General features: G+C 37.8%; 22 protein-coding genes. 16 read left to right on the top strand and 6 right to left on the bottom strand.

The window, feature by feature from the left end; all coding sequences use genetic code 11:
* Window positions 1–31 precede the first annotated feature (31 nt).
* Window positions 32–625: a rhombosortase gene (rrtA, locus tag CWC14_RS13175; RefSeq protein ID WP_138563275.1), complete on the bottom strand. Its 594-nt coding sequence runs from the start codon at window positions 623–625 to the stop codon at window positions 32–34.
* Between the two features lie 97 nt (window positions 626–722).
* On the opposite strand from rrtA, the gene ggt reads away from it, so the two are divergent.
* The 3 genes from ggt to CWC14_RS13160 all read left to right on the top strand — a co-directional run bounded on the left by ggt (window position 723) and on the right by CWC14_RS13160 (window position 5387).
* The gene (gene ggt, locus CWC14_RS13170) at window positions 723–2501 is read left to right on the top strand and encodes a gamma-glutamyltransferase (protein WP_138563273.1); all 1779 of its coding nucleotides are present in this window, start codon (window positions 723–725) and stop codon (window positions 2499–2501) included.
* A 368-nt stretch (window positions 2502–2869) separates the two neighbouring features.
* Window positions 2870–4564, top strand: coding sequence for an NAD-dependent malic enzyme (locus tag CWC14_RS13165; protein WP_013464938.1), 1695 nt, complete (start codon window positions 2870–2872; stop codon window positions 4562–4564).
* Between the two features lie 112 nt (window positions 4565–4676).
* Complete coding sequence (locus tag CWC14_RS13160; protein WP_138563271.1) at window positions 4677–5387, top strand: SIMPL domain-containing protein; 711 nt, start codon at window positions 4677–4679, stop codon at window positions 5385–5387.
* 85 nt (window positions 5388–5472) lie between these two features.
* On the opposite strand, the gene CWC14_RS13155 is transcribed toward CWC14_RS13160, so the two are convergent.
* On the bottom strand, window positions 5473–6834 hold the full coding sequence (locus tag CWC14_RS13155; protein ID WP_138563269.1) for a DUF2254 domain-containing protein: 1362 nt from the start codon (window positions 6832–6834) through the stop codon (window positions 5473–5475).
* Window positions 6835–6954: 120 nt separating this feature from the next.
* Here CWC14_RS13155 and CWC14_RS13150 point away from each other — a divergent pair, with 120 nt between their 5' ends.
* The 11 genes from CWC14_RS13150 to CWC14_RS13100 all read left to right on the top strand — a co-directional run bounded on the left by CWC14_RS13150 (window position 6955) and on the right by CWC14_RS13100 (window position 17063).
* Window positions 6955–7323 (top strand): MAPEG family protein, encoded by a 369-nt coding sequence (locus CWC14_RS13150; protein WP_138563267.1) that lies wholly within the window; start codon window positions 6955–6957, stop codon window positions 7321–7323.
* 6 nt (window positions 7324–7329) lie between these two features.
* Window positions 7330–8229 carry a substrate-binding periplasmic protein gene (locus CWC14_RS13145; protein WP_138563265.1) on the top strand — a complete coding sequence of 300 codons (900 nt, stop codon included), beginning with the start codon at window positions 7330–7332 and terminating at the stop codon, window positions 8227–8229.
* Window positions 8230–8235: 6 nt separating this feature from the next.
* On the top strand, window positions 8236–8868 hold the full coding sequence (locus CWC14_RS13140) for a sulfotransferase (RefSeq protein WP_138563263.1): 633 nt from the start codon (window positions 8236–8238) through the stop codon (window positions 8866–8868).
* 74 nt (window positions 8869–8942) lie between these two features.
* On the top strand, window positions 8943–9515 hold the full coding sequence (locus tag CWC14_RS13135; protein WP_138563261.1) for a MiaE family protein: 573 nt from the start codon (window positions 8943–8945) through the stop codon (window positions 9513–9515).
* A 191-nt stretch (window positions 9516–9706) separates the two neighbouring features.
* Window positions 9707–10675, top strand: a complete 969-nt coding sequence (locus CWC14_RS13130) for an ATP-dependent 6-phosphofructokinase (RefSeq protein ID WP_138563259.1) — start codon at window positions 9707–9709, stop codon at window positions 10673–10675.
* A gap of 142 nt (window positions 10676–10817) precedes the next feature.
* Window positions 10818–11030, top strand: a complete 213-nt coding sequence (locus tag CWC14_RS19780; protein ID WP_249928752.1) for a DUF1090 family protein — start codon at window positions 10818–10820, stop codon at window positions 11028–11030.
* A gap of 456 nt (window positions 11031–11486) precedes the next feature.
* Window positions 11487–11870 carry a response regulator gene (locus CWC14_RS13120; RefSeq protein ID WP_013464929.1) on the top strand — a complete coding sequence of 128 codons (384 nt, stop codon included), beginning with the start codon at window positions 11487–11489 and terminating at the stop codon, window positions 11868–11870.
* A gap of 8 nt (window positions 11871–11878) precedes the next feature.
* Window positions 11879–12784 (top strand): AAA family ATPase, encoded by a 906-nt coding sequence (locus CWC14_RS13115; protein WP_138563257.1) that lies wholly within the window; start codon window positions 11879–11881, stop codon window positions 12782–12784.
* Window positions 12785–12788: 4 nt separating this feature from the next.
* Window positions 12789–13778, top strand: coding sequence for a DUF58 domain-containing protein (locus CWC14_RS13110; protein ID WP_138563255.1), 990 nt, complete (start codon window positions 12789–12791; stop codon window positions 13776–13778).
* On the top strand, window positions 13771–15744 hold the full coding sequence (locus tag CWC14_RS13105; RefSeq protein ID WP_138563253.1) for a transglutaminase TgpA family protein: 1974 nt from the start codon (window positions 13771–13773) through the stop codon (window positions 15742–15744). Before CWC14_RS13110 ends, CWC14_RS13105 begins: the two co-directional genes overlap by 8 nt.
* Window positions 15741–17063, top strand: coding sequence for a Na+/H+ antiporter family protein (locus tag CWC14_RS13100; RefSeq protein ID WP_090492605.1), 1323 nt, complete (start codon window positions 15741–15743; stop codon window positions 17061–17063). The genes CWC14_RS13105 and CWC14_RS13100 overlap by 4 nt, the downstream gene beginning before the upstream one ends.
* Window positions 17064–17245: 182 nt before the next feature.
* Here the strand turns inward: CWC14_RS13100 and CWC14_RS13095 are convergent, their stop codons facing one another.
* The 3 genes from CWC14_RS13095 to CWC14_RS13085 are packed head-to-tail and all read right to left on the bottom strand — an operon-like array spanning window position 17246 to window position 19354.
* On the bottom strand, window positions 17246–17680 hold the full coding sequence (locus tag CWC14_RS13095) for an acyl-CoA thioesterase (RefSeq protein ID WP_008114650.1): 435 nt from the start codon (window positions 17678–17680) through the stop codon (window positions 17246–17248).
* A 5-nt stretch (window positions 17681–17685) separates the two neighbouring features.
* Window positions 17686–18504 (bottom strand): M23 family metallopeptidase, encoded by an 819-nt coding sequence (locus CWC14_RS13090; RefSeq protein WP_138563251.1) that lies wholly within the window; start codon window positions 18502–18504, stop codon window positions 17686–17688.
* The gene (locus tag CWC14_RS13085; protein WP_138563249.1) at window positions 18497–19354 is read right to left on the bottom strand and encodes a 6-carboxytetrahydropterin synthase; all 858 of its coding nucleotides are present in this window, start codon (window positions 19352–19354) and stop codon (window positions 18497–18499) included. Before CWC14_RS13085 ends, CWC14_RS13090 begins: the two co-directional genes overlap by 8 nt.
* Window positions 19355–19549: 195 nt before the next feature.
* Between CWC14_RS13085 and fabA the strand changes: the two genes are divergently transcribed.
* The gene (fabA, locus tag CWC14_RS13080; RefSeq protein WP_010389976.1) at window positions 19550–20065 is read left to right on the top strand and encodes a bifunctional 3-hydroxydecanoyl-ACP dehydratase/trans-2-decenoyl-ACP isomerase; all 516 of its coding nucleotides are present in this window, start codon (window positions 19550–19552) and stop codon (window positions 20063–20065) included.
* A 60-nt stretch (window positions 20066–20125) separates the two neighbouring features.
* Here the strand turns inward: fabA and rmf are convergent, their stop codons facing one another.
* Window positions 20126–20296 carry a ribosome modulation factor gene (gene rmf, locus CWC14_RS13075; RefSeq protein WP_008114656.1) on the bottom strand — a complete coding sequence of 57 codons (171 nt, stop codon included), beginning with the start codon at window positions 20294–20296 and terminating at the stop codon, window positions 20126–20128.
* A gap of 375 nt (window positions 20297–20671) precedes the next feature.
* Here rmf and acuR point away from each other — a divergent pair, with 375 nt between their 5' ends.
* Window positions 20672–21313, top strand: a complete 642-nt coding sequence (gene acuR, locus CWC14_RS13070; protein ID WP_138563247.1) for an acrylate utilization transcriptional regulator AcuR — start codon at window positions 20672–20674, stop codon at window positions 21311–21313.
* Window positions 21314–21416 lie beyond the last annotated feature (103 nt).

Genomic DNA, 21416 nt, shown 5'->3' with positions numbered 1-21416 from the left:
AAAAATAAAAACGCCACTTATGTGGCGTTTTTTAACTGTGTTTAGTATCGTTTTTGATGTGTTTTACAACCAGCGGCACAGCTAATATAACCCCACCAATTGCGCCAATTAAATGCGCATCAACGGCCACCGTTGATTGAATAAGTTGACCAATTTCTGCGCTTGGACCATTAACTTGCTCAAGAATAAGTTTTATCCATACGCCAATAAACAAGATATAACCTGATTTTAGCCCAACAGTGACATCTTTTATCGCCCCCCACACGATCACGCCATGCAATAGCGCACTCAGCCCTGTATAAATAATGATTGTTGGACAAAACCAATAAACCCCCAAGCCACACCAAAGCGCAAGAAATGCAATATTAAAGCTGTATTGCTTAGGTGTAGTGTATTCACCATGCAATAACCAAATAAGCGCGATACCAGAACAATTTAAACCTAAGTGTATCCAGTTGGCATGTACAAATTGGCTGGTAAATAAACGCCATAGTTGGCCATGTTCAATTAATGGGCGATTAAACTCAAGCTCATTGTTCATACCAAGCCATGCTAAGAGCGTACTTAATACAATTAAACACAAGGGGGGTAAAACATAACGCGGCTGAAGGGGTAAATTAAGCATTTAGTGATCATTTTTTTATATTTATTTTTGCATATTGTGCCTGTTTAACTTTAAGATGCCAATTATCTTCCATGCAATTTAAGTTTAATCAGTAATTATGAATTTTAAGCTCAACTCTTTATTTGTTCTCTCTTTAAGTGCACTGTCTTTACCTTTATTTGCACAGCAAGCAAGTCAAATTGAAACCCGTGAACCAGAAGCCGCCACAGGGGTAGTACAAAAGCAATTAGTACCAGGCGATAAATACATGGTTGCGGCTGCAAATCCTTATGCCTCACAAGCGGGAAAGGCCATTTTAGCCCAAGGCGGAAGCGCCGTTGATGCCGCAATTGCCACTCAATTAGTGCTTACATTAGTTGAGCCGCAATCATCAGGCATTGGTGGTGGTACGTTTATGATGTATTACAACAAAGCTAACAATAAACTCACCAGTTTTGATGGTCGCGAAACAGCCCCCAGTAATGCCGATGAAAACCTGTTTTTAAATGAACATGGCAAAGCTGTTAAATGGATTGAAGCAGTTGTAGGTGGTCGCTCTGTAGGTGTACCAGGTATTTTACATGCGTTTGCCAGTGCCCATAAACAATATGGTAATTTGCCATGGGCAACTTTATTTAAGCCAGCTATTGCGCTTGCTGAACAAGGGTTTGAAGTATCTCCACGATTACATGGCTTACTCGTTAGGCAGTTAAACCCTGGTGTTATGAGTATGCCGGTCATAAATGAGTATTTTTTTCCCAATGGTGAAGTGATCAAAGTAGGCAGTATTAAAAAAAATCAGCCGCTTGCTAATTTATACAAAGACATTGCCTCACAAGGGATTGATGCTTTTTATAAAGGTGATAATGCAAAAGCCATGGTAAAAGCAGTACAACAGTCAAAAATTGCGCCTGGTAAATTATCTGAGCAAGATCTTGCTAATTACAGCAGTAAAGAGCGTGCACCCGTTTGTATAAAATACCGAGTTTATAATGTCTGCTCGATGGCGCCGCCAAGTAGTGGCGGTATCTCAGTACTACAAATTTTAGGCTTGCTTGAACACAAAGACATGGCAAACATTAAAGCCAATAGTGCCGAGGCAATTCATTACTTTAGCCAAGCGTCACGTATTGCGTTTGCCGATCGTAATAAATACATAGGCGATCCTGACTTTACCCAAGTACCTACTCAAGAGTTATTAAATAAAGACTATATTGCCACCCGCGCAAAATTAATTACTGAAAAAGATCAAAAAGCATTGCCAGGCAACCCTGTTGAGCACTTAAGCTATGCAAATGATGATTCTTTTGAATTGCCCTCTACCTCGCATGTATCAATTGTGGATAGCAAAGGCAATGCTGTTTCAATGACCAGCTCTATTGAAATGGCGTTTGGATCAACAGTGATGGTTAATGGTTATATTTTAAATAATCAGCTGACTGATTTTTCACTCTCGCCGCGTAAAAATGGCAAGTTAGTGGCTAACAGAGTAGAAGCCCATAAACGTCCGCGCAGCTCAATGTCACCCGTGATGGTATTTAATCAAGATGGGAGCTTACGTTTAGTGGTCGGCTCTCCTGGTGGTAGTCGCATTATTGATTATGTAGCGCAAGTTGTTATTGGCGTTTTAGATTGGGATTTAAATGCGCAACAAGCCATTAATTTACCGCGAACCACTAATCGCAACGACTACACCAGCGTAGAGAAAGGCACTGCACTTGAAGCGGTGGTACCAAAGCTTAAAAAGCGCGGCCATGATGTGCGCGTGATTGACTTAAACTCTGGGCTGCATGCGGTAGAAGTTAAAAACAACCGTTTGTATGGCGCCGCCGATCCTCGCAGGGAAGGGATGGCATTATCGGATTTAAGTAATAATAAAGCCTCATTTAAATTCTAAAACATGTATAATCATCAGCAGGTTTGCAGCTAATGTATTACCTGCTGTTATTTATGTAACAGCTTAATAGTTAATGATTATTTGATTGAAAATAGTATGTTAACTAACGTAAAAAATTAGCAAATCTAAAAATAACTGACACTGTTGTAATCATTGCACACAGCAAACGCTGGTCTAATGCCCGTTTTAATTTTTATAAACTCACAACAGCCAGCTAACATATTCACCAAATATGAGTGGCTTTATACTAAAGTAGCGCTTGTATTTGTAAATTTTCAATGGTCTGACAAGCTTAAATGTCATTGCAATTTAGCCTTTAACAATGATAATGGCAGATCATTACTTAAGATTCAGTAAAGCTTGGAAATATGACTACAAATACCGATCCAAATTATCTTTATATTCCTTATTCTGGCCCAGGCCTAATTGAAACCCCACTATTGAATAAAGGAAGTGCTTTTAGCCAAAAAGAACGTGAACACTTTAATCTTGCTGGTTTACTTCCTCCTCGTTACGAAACAATAGAAGAGCAAGTTGAGCGTTGTTACCAACAATACTCAAGTTTTAACGACAACTTAAATAAGCACATTTATTTACGCGCCATTCAAGATAATAACGAAACGCTTTATTACCGTTTAGTGCGCGATCATATCGAAGAAATGATGCCTATTATCTACACCCCAACAGTGGGTGATGCCTGTGAAAAGTTTTCTGATATTTATCGCAGTGCCCGTGGTTTATTTATTTCCTATGAAGATCGCTTTCACATTGACGATATTTTACGTAATGCCACAAAAGGCAAAGTAAAAGTGATTGTTGTTACCGACGGTGAGCGTATTTTAGGCCTTGGCGACCAAGGTATTGGTGGCATGGGGATTCCAATTGGTAAACTTTCTTTGTATACCGCGTGTGGCGGTATTAGCCCAGCTTATACGTTACCGGTTATGCTCGATGTGGGAACCAATAACGAAAAATTATTAAACGACCCAATGTACATGGGTGCTCGCCATAAACGTATTGCACAAGACGAATACGATGAGTTTTTAGACTTATTCATTAAAGCAGTTAAACGTCGCTGGCCAAATGTGTTACTGCAGTTTGAAGATTTTGCTCAGCCTAATGCAATGCCATTATTAAAGCGTTACCGTAATGAAATTTGTAGCTTTAATGATGACATTCAAGGTACTGCGTCGGTTACTGTGGGGTCTTTATTAGCAGCATGTCGTGTTAAAGGTGCTAAATTATCAACTCAAAAAGTTGTTTTTGTAGGCGCAGGCTCTGCAGGCTGTGGTATTGCTGAACAAATTGTTAGCACTATGGTTGCTGAGGGCATCAGTGAAGCACAGGCACGCAGCCAAGTATTTATGGTTGACCGTTTTGGCTTATTAACAGATGGTATGCAAGGCTTACGCGACTTCCAACAAATGTTAGCGCAACCAACGAGCTGCCTAGCAGATTGGACTTACAGCGGCGAATACGCGTCATTATTAGATGTAATGCACTGTGCTGAACCAGATATTTTAATTGGCGTATCAGGCCAACCTGGTTTATTTACCGAACAAGTCATTCGCGCTATGCATGCTAAATGTGAATCGCCAATTATTTTCCCGTTAAGTAACCCATCTAAACAAGTAGAAGCCTACCCAGAAGATGTAATTAAATGGACTGATGGCAAAGCAATTGTTGCAACTGGCAGCCCATTCGACCCAGTTGTTTATAACGGCGTGACTTACCCAATTCCTCAATGTAACAACAGCTATATTTTCCCAGGTATTGGTTTAGGTGTAATTGCCGCTAAAGCAACGAGTATTACCGATGCGATGCTAATTATGTCGAGCGAAATGTTGGCTGAGTCGTCACCTTTAGCTAATACAGGTAAAGGCAGCTTACTACCGGCACTGACTGAAATTGAAACGCTTAGTAAACGTATTGCGTTTGCAGTGGCTAAAAAGGCAATTGAAGAGGGCGTTGCCCTTGAAATTTCAGACGATGCGCTGTGGGCAGCCATCGACAAAAACTACTGGTTACCAAAATACCGTAACTACAAACGTTGCAGCATTTAATTACAGTAGAGATTAAAAAAAACAGGCTTTTGCCTGTTTTTTTATGCTTGTTCATCTTTAATTAACCGCATAAGGTGTTAACTGATGCAATCAAATTTAAAAGGATAGACTTATGAAAACGCTTTCGATTTTAACCGCCGCATTACTCAGTACATCAGCTTATGCGAGCAACGCCCCAGAAGAGCCGCATATTTATGTTAAAGGTGAAGCTTCACTAACGACGATGCCGGATCATGTTTTATTAACGGTGGGCATTACTGAAATAGATAAAGACTTAATTGCAGCAAAAAAACAAACCGATACCACTATGGCCAGTGCAATAAGTTTAGTAAAAAAACTAGAGGTAGATGATGCGGATATTAATGCCGGTCAAATTTCTATATACCGTGATAACCAATATAATCGTGAAACAGGTAAACAAGAGTTTACTGGCTTTAAGGTATCAAGAACGCTCACCATTAAACTTTCTGCAATTAATAAATACCCTGAATTATTACAGAGCTTAGTTAATAATGGCATTAATGAAATTAGACAAACGCAATTTTTAGCTAGCAACTACGATGAGCTGCATAAAAAAGCACAAAAAATGGCAATTAAACAAGCCAAAGTCGCGGCAAAAGAGCTAAGTGACGACTTTGATGTAGAGTTAAAAGGCTTATATAGCGCGTCGTTAACCCCGCTTGATATGCCATCTACACCGTACATGCGCAGTGAAAAAGTAATGATGGCAGACAGTGCACCTGGTAATTATGTCCCTGATGCCTATCATGCGGGTGAAATTACAATTAGCGCGTCAAGCTATGCAATTTATTATATAGATTAGGGTTTGATGATCTTTCAATGCCAAATAGGCGCTGCCGAGGGCGATAACTCTTAGCCCCTCGGTAGAATAAATAGCTCTACAGAGCTTACTCGCTAATAGGTCGGTGCTGCTCAAAACGTGCCACCAACTGCTTACCTTGTAACTCACTGATTCGCACTATTGCTTGTAGCATATTTCTAATTTCTCGTCGGTCATACTCATTACAAATGTGCTGATTAATATCATCAACAATGGCACCTAAATAATTAAACACACTGTTTCGAGCTTCAACATCCTCGTTGGCAATAAACAAAATATTTTTAAATGCTTCAATAACATTGGTCATTACATAGGCATCTGCTTTGGCATAATTGCGCAAAGGAGTGAAGTTATCGTGCAGTAATTCATCAAAACTGGTTTCATGAAAATAGAGTAAAGGGGCTTCTTCTGGTTGATAACACGCGTAGTTAATCGCATTAATCTTTAGGCGAGCAATCAATAAAATACTCAGCATATCAATAGCTTTAACCGCTGTCCCCGGATCGTTAATCCCTGGGCTCATTGCTTTTACAGCAATTTCAGAAATTTGGGTTAATCCATAACGGTAATGATCGCTAATGTATTCTTCTATATAAAAAATAAAGCAGTCTAAAATTTTCTCTATTAACTCTTCGTTTTCACAAATGTCTTTATTACACTTTAAGAACGGGTAGCCTTTAACGGTAAAGTAACCTTGCTTAACGGTAATAAAAAGTTCTATTTTTTCTTCAGCCAAAATAGCACACAGCTTATTTGTGTGAACCCCTTTGTAGTAACCCTCAGTAGTACTTTTTATTGAATGCCAATTTGAAAATTCAGGAAAGTTATCAACGGGGTTATCGCCTTGTTTGTTGATGATGTCTTGGATCTCTTGTTTGGTTTGTCTAAATAAACCATTTAATACGTTATCAACCTGAATTGCTTTTGAAATAGAGTGAATAAAAAAAACGAACAAGCCCAAAGAAATCAAACCAAAAATTAACGCAAAGAGTACCCCTAATGAGGGTATTGCCGTATTTCCGTTATCTAACTTATTAATATTAATGAGCATTATAATAGAATAAATAATACTGCCTAAATAAAACCCTAATACCATTTGATGCGATTTACGGGTAATAAGCCCAGGAACGACTCTGGGTGACAAGCTAGCGCTGGCTGAATTTAAAACCACCATCACCATAGAAAAACTAAATACGGTTAACGAAATAATACTGCCAGCTAAGGTGCTTAATATGGTTCGTGCGTTTTCTGCACTGTCTACTAATACAAATGAGATTAATGATTTAAATTGCTTAATAGGGGCTAAATATTCAACAGACATAGTGAGTACAGCAAAAATTAAAAACGCAACAGACAGGAGTGAGGGATAAAAGCCAATACTGTTTATTATTTCACGATAGTGATTGGTGATTTTTGTTCTTAAATACATATTATCCTTACTTATTACTATTCCAATGTATAAATTACTCTAGCATAGTTCATGATAAAACTTCTGATTTACCGCTTAACTTATGTGTTATTATTGCTGAAAAATTAAATGGACTTTACTGTGATCATATCTAGCTATGCGGCCTTATTGGCCCTTTATTATATTTATTTGAGTGTTAATGTTATAAAAATACGTAAAGCCGAAGGGATTTCGTTAGGTAATGGCAGTAATACCGCGCTTGAACGTGCAACCCGAGCGCATGGTAATTTTATTGAGTACGTGCCCATTAGCTTAATTTTAGTTTTTTTATTGGAGTATCAAGGGTTAGCTAGTCATTATGTGCATGCACTAGGCGGTTTATTATTTATCAGCCGTGTTGTTCATGGTTCTGCCATTATTAACAATAATTTAAAGGCACGTGGATTGAGCATGATGAGCACCTTTGCTATTGTGATAATAAGCGCGGTGTTATTACTTTTAAGTAGATAAACGATTATGCGGTTAGCTATTGTTTTTACATGTGTTTATTTTTTCAGTTCGCTGACATCATTTGCATGGGCAATAGAAAATAATAGCAAAAACACCGTTTCTAGTTTGCATGTTGTATACCCCAAAACAATGCGCAGTGGTGAAGATGAAATATTATATCCGTTAGTACTATTAAGAACAGCTCTGCAATTCAGCGGAGAAAATTTTACATTACAACCCTCAAGTATTTCGATGCCACAGAGCCGCGCGTTAAAGCAAATTCTTCATAATGATGAAATAAACGTAGCTTGGACCATGACCTCTAAACAGCGTGAGCAACAATTACTACCCGTTAGAGTGCCTATATTTAAGGGGTTATATGGGTGGCGTGTTTTGGTAACTACACAGGATAAAGTGAATACCTTATTAAACATCAATACCCTTAGCGACTTTAAAAGCATACACTTCATTCAAGGGCATGATTGGCCTGACACACAAATACTGCAGGACAACGGTTTAACTGTATCGACATCAATCGAATATAATTCGTTATTTAATATGTTGATAAAAGGCCGAGGTGATGTATTTCCTCGTTCTGTGTTAGAGGTTGAAACTGAGCTCAATACCTTTAAAGATGAAGCCGGTGCTAACCTCACGATAGTGCCACACTTATTGTTGCAATACCCAAGTGCGATCTACTTCTTTTTTAGTAAAGAAAAGCCCGAAATAGCGCAAGCGGTTGAGAAAGGCTTAGCTATTATGCGTAAAAACGGTGAGTTTGATCGTTTGTTTAAGGCTTATCATCGCAGTGCGATTGAGCATGCAGATATAAAAAATAAAATTATCATTAAATTAAAAAACAATCAGTTACCCGCATTAACACCCCTTAATGATGCATCACTTTGGTATTCAGAAAAAGACATTTAAAACGCCATGACACAAAAAATATTTATTATTGGTTTACCACGCACTGGGACGACTAGCGTATGTAATGCATTTTTAGATTTTGGTATACCTACTGCCCATACTGCTTACACTAACGCTTGTTTTGAAAATGCGGTGGCTATCGCAGACACACCTGTATTTAACGATTATCAAACATTAGATAAATATTACCCAGGTTCTAAATTTGTATATTTAAAGCGAGAACTTAGCGCGTGGCTGCCTTCAATCAAACAGCTTTTAGTGCGTATGCATACTAATTTAACGCGTGCTGATGGGGGCTTTAATATTCATTTAAAGCGCTGTTACTTAAATACGTTTAGTGATTTTTCACTCGAAAACATTAATCAGGATGAATATTTAACTAATTGTTATAACACTCACTTTAATAGTGCTAATGCTTACTTTGCTGACCGGCCTAATGATTTTTTAGCCATTGATATAGCAAATCCCGAGAGTTTTAATAAGCTATGTGAGTTTTTAAATATTACCAGCAGCTTAGCTGGCTTTGAAAAAATGAACATGGGCGGTAAAGTCACTGCATGGAATGATATAAAGCACCCATTAAAAATTGAGTCAACGTCGAAAGGGCGGATTGATAAGTTTTTGCCTTATGAAAGTTAAATTTAAATCGCGATCAAAGATTTTTATTTTTAAATACGCTAAAATCTACGCATTATTTTATAAGTTGTATCCCTATGTTTGAATTAAAATACCACACGCCATTTGAATGGACCGAAGTTGTTTTAGCTGACTTCGAAACCTTTTTACAAGACCACGCTGCTGCTGAGAAAAAAGCATCTGGCATGGCTATGTCAATGCTTTCACATTATCCGGATAAGCGTAAATTAGTTAAAGCCATGACTGACTTAGCTCTTGAAGAGTTAATTCATTTTAAACAAGTGCTTAAACTATTAATTGAACGCGATACTAATTTGGGTGATGATAAAAAAGATCCATACATTAAACAAATTCGTGCACACTTTAGGCATGGTCGTGACGGTTTTTTAATGGACAGACTATTAGTAGGTGGGGTAATTGAGGCGAGGGGACATGAACGTTTTTCTTTAGTTGCCGAGGCACTACCTGAAGGAAAAGAAAAAGATTTTTATGTCGCAATTGCTAAATCAGAAGAAAAACATAAAAATTTATTTGTGGAACTCGCCTACGAATACTTTGATAAGCAAGAAGTTAACGAACGCTTAGACGAGCTACTAACAATAGAAGCCGAAATTTGTAAAAACATTCCTTTTACAGCGGCTCTTCATTAAAAATTACGGTATGTTGTTTTAAAAGCAAAAGTAACATACCAACTTTTCAATTTATAACTGCTCCCTTCATACTAATTAAACAATCAAATAAACCCCAAGTAGATCAACTTTACTGCGCTTACTTTACACAGCCTACTCATAAACAGCTATTATGAATTATTAAAGTTTAGCTTGTCGAAGGATGTGAACCGATGCAACCAATTAAACACATTGCCGTATTAACCTCAGGGGGCGATGCGCCTGGGATGAACACCGCATTATTTGCCATAGTAAAAACCGCTCAACAACATGGAATAAAAGTGTCGGGCGTTCGAAAAGGGTTTGAGGGTTTAATTGATAATGATTTAGTGACACTTGATTGCAAAAGCCTACAACAAACCATGCACTTAGGTGGTACTGTGTTAAAAACAGCGCGTAGTGAAAGATTTAGAGGTTACGCCGGTAGAAATCTAGCACTAGCTACAATTGAACATAATAATATTGACGCTTTAATTGTGATAGGTGGAGATGGCTCATTTAGAGGGTGTTTATGGTTATCACAAATTACTAACATACCGTATATAGGCATTCCAGGCACTATTGATAATGATATTGCGGGTACAGATTACACCTTAGGGTTTGATACAGCAGTAAACACATCAATGCAATGTATTGATAATATTAGAGATACTGCAGAATCACATAATAGGGTGTTTGTTATTGAAGTAATGGGACGTGATTCTGGTTATATTGGCACTTATGCCGGTTTAACCTCTGGCGCCGATTCGATATTAATACCTGAAAGTGATGAAGACATAACTTATTTAGTGAATAAAATTAGTGATTATCACAGTGAGCATGCTTTTATTGTGGTGGTATCTGAAGGTGATGAAATTGGCGTTGAGCATATATGTGAGAAAATAAGTATCGTTAATCCCAGTATAGATTTGCGCGTAACTAAGCTAGGGCACTTACAACGCGGCGGTAATCCATCTGCAGCGGATCGTATGTTAGCAATAAGATTAGGCGTACACAGTGTTAAGGCTTTATGTGCTGGAGAAAGCGCTAAAATGGTGGGTATTTTAAATAACAAAGTATCAAATACTCCTATGCAAGATGTTGTAAAACAACATGTTATAAATGAAGAGCTGCAAGGGCTGTTATCTGTATTTTGCCGCTAACGACTAATTAAAGAGGAATAATGACCAATGCGAGATAATAAAAACTCTAAAATGACGATTATTAAAGGTATTACAATAAGTTTTTTATTTGCCGGTTCAACAGTCGTATTGGCCAAAGATGATTGTGCAAATTTAACGGGGTGTGCGAAAAAATGCCTGTGAAGTTAACCACCAGTTATTAACTGCAAAACGCCAAGGTAATTCACACCAAGTTGCAGGTCTTAATAAAGCACTCAATAATACAAACGAATACTGCACCCAGGATGGATTAAAAGCAGAGTTACAACAAAAAATAGATGATACCAATAGCGAAATTGAAGAATATAAAACCGGTCTTAAAAAAGCTAAGCGTTAAGGTAAGCATGACAAAGTTAAAAAGTATCAGCAAAAGCTAAACGACGAAACTAAACAGCTTAAGCAATTAATTGATTAGCTAAATAGTTTGGTTGATTAAAATGTCATTACAACGTTTTTATATTTAATAAAGTAGAGCATATTACTATAAATAAATAATGTGCGAATAAAAGGGCTAAAATACCATGTTTATAAGTGACGTAATTGCCGACAGTTAGATTGCTTAAGTACACATTTATGCTATTTAACATAATATAAATTATAGGTAGTAATGTGCCTATATATAAGCAGCGCTCTATTTTAAAAGCTTCAAGCTCACTAAGTCCAATACTAGACGGTATCGGACATTAGGTGGCTTTAAACAACTATTATGGTTATTCATAGTTATCACCTTGAGGTTCCTTAATGCTTAGCTTAATATTAAAGCACAAGCCGTAAAAAACATTGAAGTATTCATATGGAATTTGTACGCCCACTCGAACCAATTTTAATTATTGATGATGTTAAACAGATCCGCGCTGATTTAAGCCAAGTATTAGCCGGTTTAGGTTTTGATGACATCATTGAGTGCGATAATTTTAATTGTGCTAAACCTCTGCTTATTGAAAAATCACCCAACGTTATATTCTTAGATGTTGATTTACCTGATTCTGAAAGCATTGAAATTTTAGAGTCGATTAACAACGAACACCCTCATGCACATGTTGTTATGTGTTCAGGCCACAATAGCTTTGAAACAGTGCAAAATACCTGGGAGCTAGGCGCAAAAGAATTTATAGCTAAGCCCTTTAACGCGCAAAAAGTTGATGCGGTAATGAAACGTTTAGAACTCATAGATTAAAGGAAATTATGCAGCACATTGTTACAACAATAATTGATGACCTATCTACCGTTATATTTGGTAAACAACAACAAATAAAATTAGCGTTAGCCTGTTTATTTAGTGAAGGCCATTTACTAATTGAAGACTTACCCGGCATGGGAAAAACCACTTTGTCGCATGCATTAGCTGCAGTACTGGGGTTATCGTATCAGCGTATACAATTTACCAGCGATTTATTGCCCGCTGATATTATTGGCACCAATATATTTAATAATAATGAACATAGTTTTTCATTTCATAAAGGCCCGATTTTCAGCCAAGTGGTGCTCGCTGATGAAATAAATCGCGCGGGTCCTAAAACACAAAGTGCTTTATTGGAGGCGATGGAAGAACACCAAGTAACAGTAGATGGAGAAAAGTATCCGCTCCCTACTCCATTTTTTGTAATTGCGACTCAAAATCCATTATATCAAGCAGGTACATACCCGTTACCAGAATCACAACTAGATCGTTTTTTAATGCGAATTAGTTTAGGGTTTCCACCTAAAGATGCAGAAAAACGGTTACTGTTTAATAATCAAAAACGTGACTATTCGCAGTTACCGCAGCGAATTGAACAACATCAACTTAAGCAAATTCAAGATGCTATATCAAATATCTCGCTAAGTTCGCCGGTGGTTGATTATATAATTGAGTTAGTGACTTATACTCGTGAGTCTCAAACATTAACGACTTCGCTTTCCCCAAGAGCCAGTATGGCACTGGCTAAATCGGCCAAAGCGTGGGCCTATATTGAAGGCCGTGACTACGTATTACCCGAAGATGTACAGGCTGTTTTTTCAAGTGTGTGTCAGCATCGATTAGGTTTACATAGTGATGCGGGCGATACACAAATAGCGGCCATTTTAAAACATGTTTTAGTGCCCGTTTAGGTAAATGCGTATTTATAAATTTAAGCGCCCTACTTTTATTCACGATATAAAAAGCGCGATTTTAACGGCCTTATTAAAAAATAAGCACAAAAAAAATAGCATCACCTTAAAACATAATACTATTTATGTTTTACCATCCACGCTTGGCGTTTATTTTAGCGTTGTTGCATCATTAAATTTTGTAATGGGGGTTAATTATCAAAATAATTTAATTCTGTTTATGGCTTATTTAATGTTTGTGATTATAATTTTTGCATTGTTATTGGGCTACAGTAATGCCAGAGGTTTAACTGTCAGCTTTAAATACGCCATTGACAGTTTTGCGCCTCAGACACCACAGCTAGTTTGGCAAATAGAAGCCGATGATCCTTGCCAATCCATTACATTGAGTTACCCCAAGGATTTAAAAAATGCGTGTTACATTACGCGCGTTAAAAATGAAGTAATAAAATGCCAATTATCATTACCTTACACCAAGCGAGGCTGTTACAAGTTAAAGCCAATAAAAATTGCCAGTAATTACCCCTTTGGTTTAGTCAGTGTGTGGAGTTATATACAACCGAATAAAGCAGTGTATGTTTATCCGTCAATAATTAAAACAACAAATCAAAAACACCAAAACTTAGTTGCAAATAATACCGATGAAGGCACTGAAAAACATAAAGGTGATGATGAATTTGAAAGTTTAATTACTCATTTGCCAGAAATGGGGTTACAGCGAATATCATGGAAGCACTATGCAAAAACACAGCAATTACTTGTAAAACAATTTAGTGACTTTAAATCAGCGGATGCACAATTCGATTTTAACTTAGTCACGGGCGATACCGAACAGCGTTTAGGGCAACTCTGTTTTTTAGTTTGCCAAGCATTTGAAAGTGATATTAATTATTCTTTAAAACTTCCTAATAAATTAATCACCACCAATTCAGGCAAGCTGCATCATCAGCGTTGTTTACAAGCGTTAAGCCAAGTCGGTAATGATAATGAATGAGATTAAAAACCATCGCGTTATTAACTTTGCTCTATCGTTTATTTATTTAGGGCTAGTCAGTTTTTTTACAGAGCACTTACCCCTGCCCTTTATTGCAATGCTTAGCGTGTTATGTGGCTGGAATGTTTATTTAACAGTTAAACAAAAGCAGAAACCCAACGCGTGGTTTGCTAATGGATTGGCCGCCATTGCATTAATTATTATGCTAAGCAGCATAGGCTTTAAAGATACCGTCGTATTGTTTGTAGCCATGCTGTTATTGTCGTGTGTTTTTAAATTATTGCAGGCAAAATCAAAACAGCATTACCAATTGATCATTACCCTTACGTTCTTTTCACTCTCAGCGGTGTATCTGTTTAGCCAAACCATTTTTACTACCTTAGTTATAAGCACCTTCTATATTTTAAACTTTGCGGTGCTAGGGTTATTAGAGTCTAGTCATAGCTTAAAACTCTCTTCAAAACAAAGTGCTAAAATTATGCTACTGGCTTTTCCTTTAGCCGTAATACTTTTATTATTTTTACCTAAACTTCCGGCATTTTGGCAACTACCTGGTCCAAAAATGGCACAAACAGGATTATCTGAACAAGTCGATCCGTTTGATATAGCTAAGTTATCAAATTCTGATGAACTGGTATTTAGAGCAAAATTTAATGGTACACCACCCCCTACGCCCTATTATTGGCGCGCTATTGTACATGATGAATTTAATGGTGCAGCGTGGAAAACATCCTCCTTTTTAAAGCAAGCGTTGATATTACCCGCTAAAAAAAGCACGAGTGAAAATGAGGCTCAGTATACGGTTATAGCTGAGCCTGCTATTTCAGATTGGCTATATGGGCTTGGTTTTTCAAGTAGTGAAAGCCCCAATGTTATTGCCAATGCTTTAGGTTTATTACGTAAACAACAATATAAATCCAAGGTTTTACAATATGCAGTTAATAGTGAACCGTTATCAAGTACATCGCTTAATAAGTCCCAACAGCGGTTTTATAGCCAATTAACTGTTAGTAATAATCAAAAATCTCATCAGTTAGCGCAACAATTAAAAAATAATAGTGCCAATGCCGATGAATTTTTTAATCAACTTTTAAGCTATTTTTCTAAAAATGAATTTAGCTATACACTTACACCCACCCCCATGCGCGGCGAAAATACGCTCGATCAGTTTATGTTTAATAATAAGCGCGGCTTTTGCGGGCATTATGCCAGTGCCGCTGCCTTTATTTTTAGAAGTGCAGGTATTCCTGCGCGTGTTGTCAGTGGCTATTTAGGAGGCGAGCTAAATAAAAACAGTGATTACATGACTATTCGTCAATACGATGCGCATGCCTGGGTTGAAGTATATACCGGCGCGGGTTGGAAAATATTTGATGCCACGGCGGTAGTCGCACCCGAACGGTTAAACGGCTCCTTGTCACAAAGTGCTACCCTTAATGACGAATTCAAAAATAATATTAACTTTGGGCTCGTTAGTTTAAGTAACTATGCCGCTATTAATTGGCTTAGACTTGAATTAGAAAACTTAGATTATCAATGGTCTAGTTGGGTACTTGGGTTTGATAAAGACAAGCAACAAGATTTATTTGCAGCCTTATTTGGTAATAAGTTCATTTGGCTGGTGCCACTTGGGGTTATTATTATTTTAATTTTGAGTTTTACGGCTTACTTTATTTATTTAAACCGCCCTAAAGCCGCAAAAAAACAACCACCACTGGTAAATGAGTATTATGAAATTATTTGTTGGGCTAATAAACACGCGATTAGCTATCCTGAAAATGCCACGCCAACCCAAACTTTAGAACATATTAGCAACCAAGCTCCCCATGCAGAGCAACAAATAACCGCTTTTTGTGAGTTATTTAAGCAAGTGCGCTATGCAAGACATCCATTTACTAAAGAACGTAAAAATCAGGCTAAAGATCTGATAAAATTAATTAAATCTACAAAACAGAGAAATCTATGAACGCAGTAATTATCGGCGTTATTTTGATGCTGGGACTCACTTTAGTCCGTGTAAATGTGATTGTTGCAATGACAATAAGTGCACTGGTTGCCGGATTAACCGCTGGCATGGGATTGAAAGAAAGCATTGATGCTTTTAATTCAGGATTATCGTCAGGTGCAGAAATAGCGCTCAGTTATGCTATGTTAGGCGCATTTGCCGTCGCAATTTCTAAGTCAGGCCTAACACGTATTTTAGCTGCGAAGTTATTAGCTAAAGTTAATGCACAAACAGGTTCGAGTGAAACCCTGCTCAGCTATTTTATCCTGTTTATTATTTTGATTTGTGCTATTTCTTCACAAAATTTAGTCCCTGTTCATATTGCGTTTATTCCTATTCTAATTCCGCCGCTATTAGTGGTGTTTAACAAATTGCGATTAGACAGACGCGCTATTGCTTGTATTTTAACCTTTGGTTTAGCCACCTCGTATATGGTACTCCCTTATGGGTTTGGTGGAATTTATTTATACTCTATATTACATAAAAACCTAGTAGATAATGGCCTTGAAATAGTCAATACCAGCGTACCTTTGGCAATGATTATTCCTGCTATTGGCATGTTCGTGGGGTTGTTAATTGCGCTGTTTATTACTTATAGAAAACGCCGAGAATATACAAATACCGCCCTTACCGTTGAGAGTAAACAAACAGAAATTGATAACCCCAAAAAAGTAATGATGGTTGGTTTATTTGCTGTTGTTGCGTCGTTAATTGCTCAAAATGCCAGTGGCTCTATGATATTAGGCGGCCTAGTTGGCGTGGTTATATTTAGTGTATTTGGTGTGGTTAAGTGGGAAGAAAACGGCGACGTATTTAGTAAAGGCGTGGCAATGATGGCCATGATTGGCTTTATTATGATCTCAGCACAAGGTTTTGCCGCGGTCATGAAAGAAACCGGACACGTAGCCAGCTTAGTTCACAGTAGCGCCGCAATTTTTGATGGTAATAAGCCGATGGCTGCGGCTGTAATTTTATTAGTCGGCTTATTTATAACGATGGGAATAGGCAGCTCGTTTTCAACGGTACCTATTATTGCCACCTTATTTGTTCCTTTATGTTTAGAGCTAAACTTTTCCGTAATGGCAACCGCTGCTCTTGTTGGTACTGCTGGCGCATTAGGTGATGCCGGCTCCCCTGCCTCCGACTCCACGTTAGGGCCAACTTCCGGCCTTAATGCTGATGGTCAGCACGACCATATTTGGGATTCGGTTGTTCCAACTTTTATTCACTTTAATTTACCGCTATTGGTATTCGGCTGGATAGCCGCCATGGTACTTTAATTTTTAAAAGGTGTGCTTTGTGCACGCCTTTTTATTTTGAAATTTACACCCTCCTTTTTACTCATTATCCCAAACAAACATTAATGCTAAGTTTGCAGCATTAAGAAATATAGTATGATGTGTTCTTATTGGTTTTAATATAAGCACCTAGTTTGGTGCTTATATTAATTTACTATTTCGCGTTATAACTCAAAGCCATGTAGCATTTTATCGCATACTACCGGTGTTGGTCTGTGGTTATCATCCACAGCAACAAAAGTAAAACTACCCGTAATAGCAGAATGCTTATTATCTTTGTGCATGGTTTCTAGGAATATTTCAACATCTACCTTTAGGCTGGTATTCCCTACATGCGACACTTTTGAGATTAATTCAGCAAATGAACCTGCCGGAATAGCCTCTTTAAAATCTACCCTATCAGATGAAATAGTCACTAATGGCTTACGGCAAAAACGGGTAGCTGCTATAAAAGCAACCTCATCCATCCACGCTAATGCATCACCACCAAATAGCGTATTGTGGTGATTAGTACGCCCAGGAAATACCGCTTTTGTAACCGATGTGGTCGAATCTTTTATACGCTGCGCAATAATTGCTTCGCGCTCTACTTGAGTCATAATCTCTACTTTTTGTTTGCTAATGTATCTTGCATCAATAATGCAGGGTCAAGGCGTTCACCTTGCCAATTAAATCGCCAATCTAAATGCGGGCCAGTTACACGGCCCGTAGCACCTATTTCAGCCACTTTCATACCTTGTGTAATTTTATCCCCCACTTTTACATCTAGCTTGCTTAAATGAATATAAGTCGAGGTAACACCGTGACCATGATCTAAAATTAATGTGCCACCTGAGTAATATAAATCTGGTTCAGCAAATACCACGGTACCGCTGATCGGCGCATACACAGGAGAGCCTGTTTTATTTGCTATGTCTAAACCAAAGTGTGGTCTGCGTGGTTCACCATTAAAGTAACGCTGGCTTCCATAAACACCTGAAATACGGCCCTCGGCAGGCCTAAGCACAGGCTGTAAAAAGTACTCTAGGTCAGAGTTAACAGCGCGCGCTTTTCTTACCGCGACCGCTTCACGGCTAATACGTTCACTGACCGCTTTTGGTGGCGATACATATTTTTTTGCAACACCGGTTATTTTATCGATGTTGTAGTCACGAAGGGTTATAACTAAATCTTGGCTGTGGTTTTTTCCACTTTTATCAACCCATGATAAAGTGTGATTTGGTTTTGCATCACGACCAAAACCAAATACAAATAAGCCAGTATCAGATAACTTTAATGGCTTATCATTTAAGCTAACCGATTTTGCGTTATTTAATTGCCCTGTAACCAAGCCGCCTTGAGTTAAATGCCCTTTTAGTTCAACTGCCAAAGCACTAAAACTAAATGATGCAATTAACGCTGACACTAATAAGGATTTAAGCATAACTAATTGACCCTTTGCCAACGCCTTCATAAGCGGTAATTTTTACGTCTTTTTCTGGATGCTGCAGTTTTACTTGGCCGGCAATAAACTCAGCAATACATTCTACTGTGGTATCTATTGGTAAAATGTCGCAACGCGATTCGCTAATAGCCATTTCAAAGTAACCTTGCGCCGCAGTATACGCAAAACAAACATCATCACTTTTAGCTGAGATATGTTTTAATTCAGAGGCGTTTATTTGATCTTCGCTAGATGCCAAGTAAATATCACGCCATTTATCAGCCCACTGTTTTTGCAAACGAGGCATAGAAATACCGCCAAGGCTTATACCAATTTGTGAGCGATGACCATGAATAATACGCTGGCAATTACCGTCATGCTTTTTAAGGCCATGGCTGTAGTGGTAGTAAAAACTTTGGCTGTGCTCAGGCTTTAATGCCAGTTCAATTTTTTCAATATTATCAGGAAGCTGTGGCAGTATTGTGGCAACTAAATACTCTGTAACCGACTCAATGGTTATCTTATCGGTATCTATCAGGCAAAAAGCTTGATGAGGCGCACTCATTGCAAGGTGCTTATTCTCACCAAATGTACAATCTAATGTTTTATGATCAGCAAATTCATTAATGCTACCGTTTAGGTTATTTGGAACAGCTAAACGGTGATCAATACACTCATCAATAATGCCTTTTATTTGCTTTTTAACTAAGCCAAAGTCTAAAACCATAGACTCTTCATTTAGTTTGCCATGTAAAGTCAAATCAACAATCCAACTTTCGCCAACTGCACCGCGTTTATTGCATAAGTAAGAAAAATCAATCACAGTGAGTGAGTTAACAAAAAGGGTCATAAATTTCCTTTAAACTGATTAAAAGTCAGCCCTAATTATAATGATTTCTGTTAGTAATTGCGCGGTTTAATCATACTAAAATCAGTTGCATTGTCTGATTGGCTATATTTAAACCATTTTTTAACTGCTCCGAGTTGTTTAGCGTACAAGTGTACGCTAAAGTACGTGGCAATTTCTAAGCAAAGATAAAGTGTTATGGAACCTAAAAATAGCTATACAAAAGAAGATTTGATCCTTTGTGGTCAAGGTGAAATGTTTGGTGAAGGAAATTGTCGTTTGCCAAGTGACAACATGTTAATGATGGATCGTATCATTTCAATTACCGATGACGGTGGTGAACATGGTAAAGGTCAAATAGTTGCAGAGCTAGATATCGATCCTAGCCTTTGGTTTTTCGACTGTCATTTTAAAGGCGACCCAGTAATGCCTGGTTGTTTAGGCTTAGATGCTATGTGGCAACTTGTGGGCTTTTTCTTAGGTTGGTCTGGTGGTCCTGGTCTTGGCCGCGCATTAGGTGTAGGCGAAGTTAAATTTACTGGTCAAATATTGCCAACGGCAAAAAAAGTTACTTACCGTCTCGATATGAAACGCGTTATTAAACGTAAGTTGTTTATGGGTATGGCTGATGGCACTGTTGAAGTAGACGGCCGCGTTATATACGAAGCAAAAGATTTAAAAGTGGGCTTATTCCAAGACACTAGCGCGTTTTAATTTTAACGCACGCAAAAAAGCCTCTAACTAGAGGCTTTTTTGCTTAAATTCGTTGTGAGTTTATGTTTTATACATATTGCGATTTTCTATTGCCTCGCGCCAACCACCAAGCCACTCAGACTTAGGATCAACTTGTTGATAAGGGCAGTGCTCTTTTGAGCGACCAGCTAAACCAGCTTTAAAACCTTGAGAATGAGCTCTTTCTAAACGATCTCTTTTCTGTCTCTTCATCGGTAAAATCCTCACTTTTATATTTATATTTTTGTAGCATTAAGTTCATCTACATTTAATAAATAGCCAACAAAAATGTTTAATTCAAACACAAAATACAATTAATTTGTTTGACTTTAACTAAGCTGCTGATGCAATGATAAATTAATTAAAAAATAAATTTATTGCTCACACTTAGTCAACTTTAACCTATATAACTTTATTTAAATGTTCCGACATATCGGCTCAAAAACACATAAGTGTCATATTTGTGACTGGCAACATAAGCTAAAGTTCCTCATTAATTTGTAATCGAAAAATGAACAGATTTCGTTGTTTTAAAAAGATTGCAAATAAACACTTGATTATTTAAAACCGATCGGTCTAATATAAGTTATGAATAAAATATCAGCAGTTACAAATAGGCGTGGCCGCCCACCCAAAATAGCCAGAGACAACGCAGACACTAAAGCGTTGCTCCTTCGTGTGGGATTAGAAACCCTTACTGAGTTTGGTTTTAGTGCCACAGGGCTCGACACCATATTAAAAAAAGCCAAAGTCCCTAAGGGCTCGTTTTATCATTACTTTAAAAATAAAGAAGCATTTGGCTTAGCTTTGGTTGATGCGTACGACACGTTTTTTATAGCTAAACTTAAGTTTTATTTAGAGCAACCTGAAGTACCGCCCCTAGAACGCATTGTTAACTTTACCCAAAGTGCTATAGCTGGGATGCTAAAGTATGATTACAAACGCGGTTGTTTAGTAGGCAATTTAAACCAAGAACTCAATCATTTAAGTGACGAGTTTAAAATACGCCTAATGCAGAGTTACCATGCTTGGCAAACACAGTTAACACAGTGTTTAGACTTGGCTCAACAGCAACACACTATTAAAACTGATGTTGATACTACACAAATGAGTGAATATTTTTGGATTGGTTGGGAAGGCGCAGTAATGCGAGCTAAACTAACCCAATCAAGTAAGCCACTTACTTTATACACAGAAATGTTTTTACGCGCATTACTTAGGGTCTGTTGATCTTTCAAGGTTAAATTTGCAGCAGTCTGTTTGGTATTTAGGCAAGGCAGAGCCTATGTGGTGTGGTTATTCCCCATAAATAGGCGATAACGCAGCATCAATT

This window comes from Pseudoalteromonas sp. S3260 (assembly GCF_005886925.1).
In the GTDB taxonomy this organism is placed as follows: domain Bacteria; phylum Pseudomonadota; class Gammaproteobacteria; order Enterobacterales; family Alteromonadaceae; genus Pseudoalteromonas; species Pseudoalteromonas tetraodonis.
This window is presented reverse-complemented; position numbering and strand designations above follow the sequence as displayed.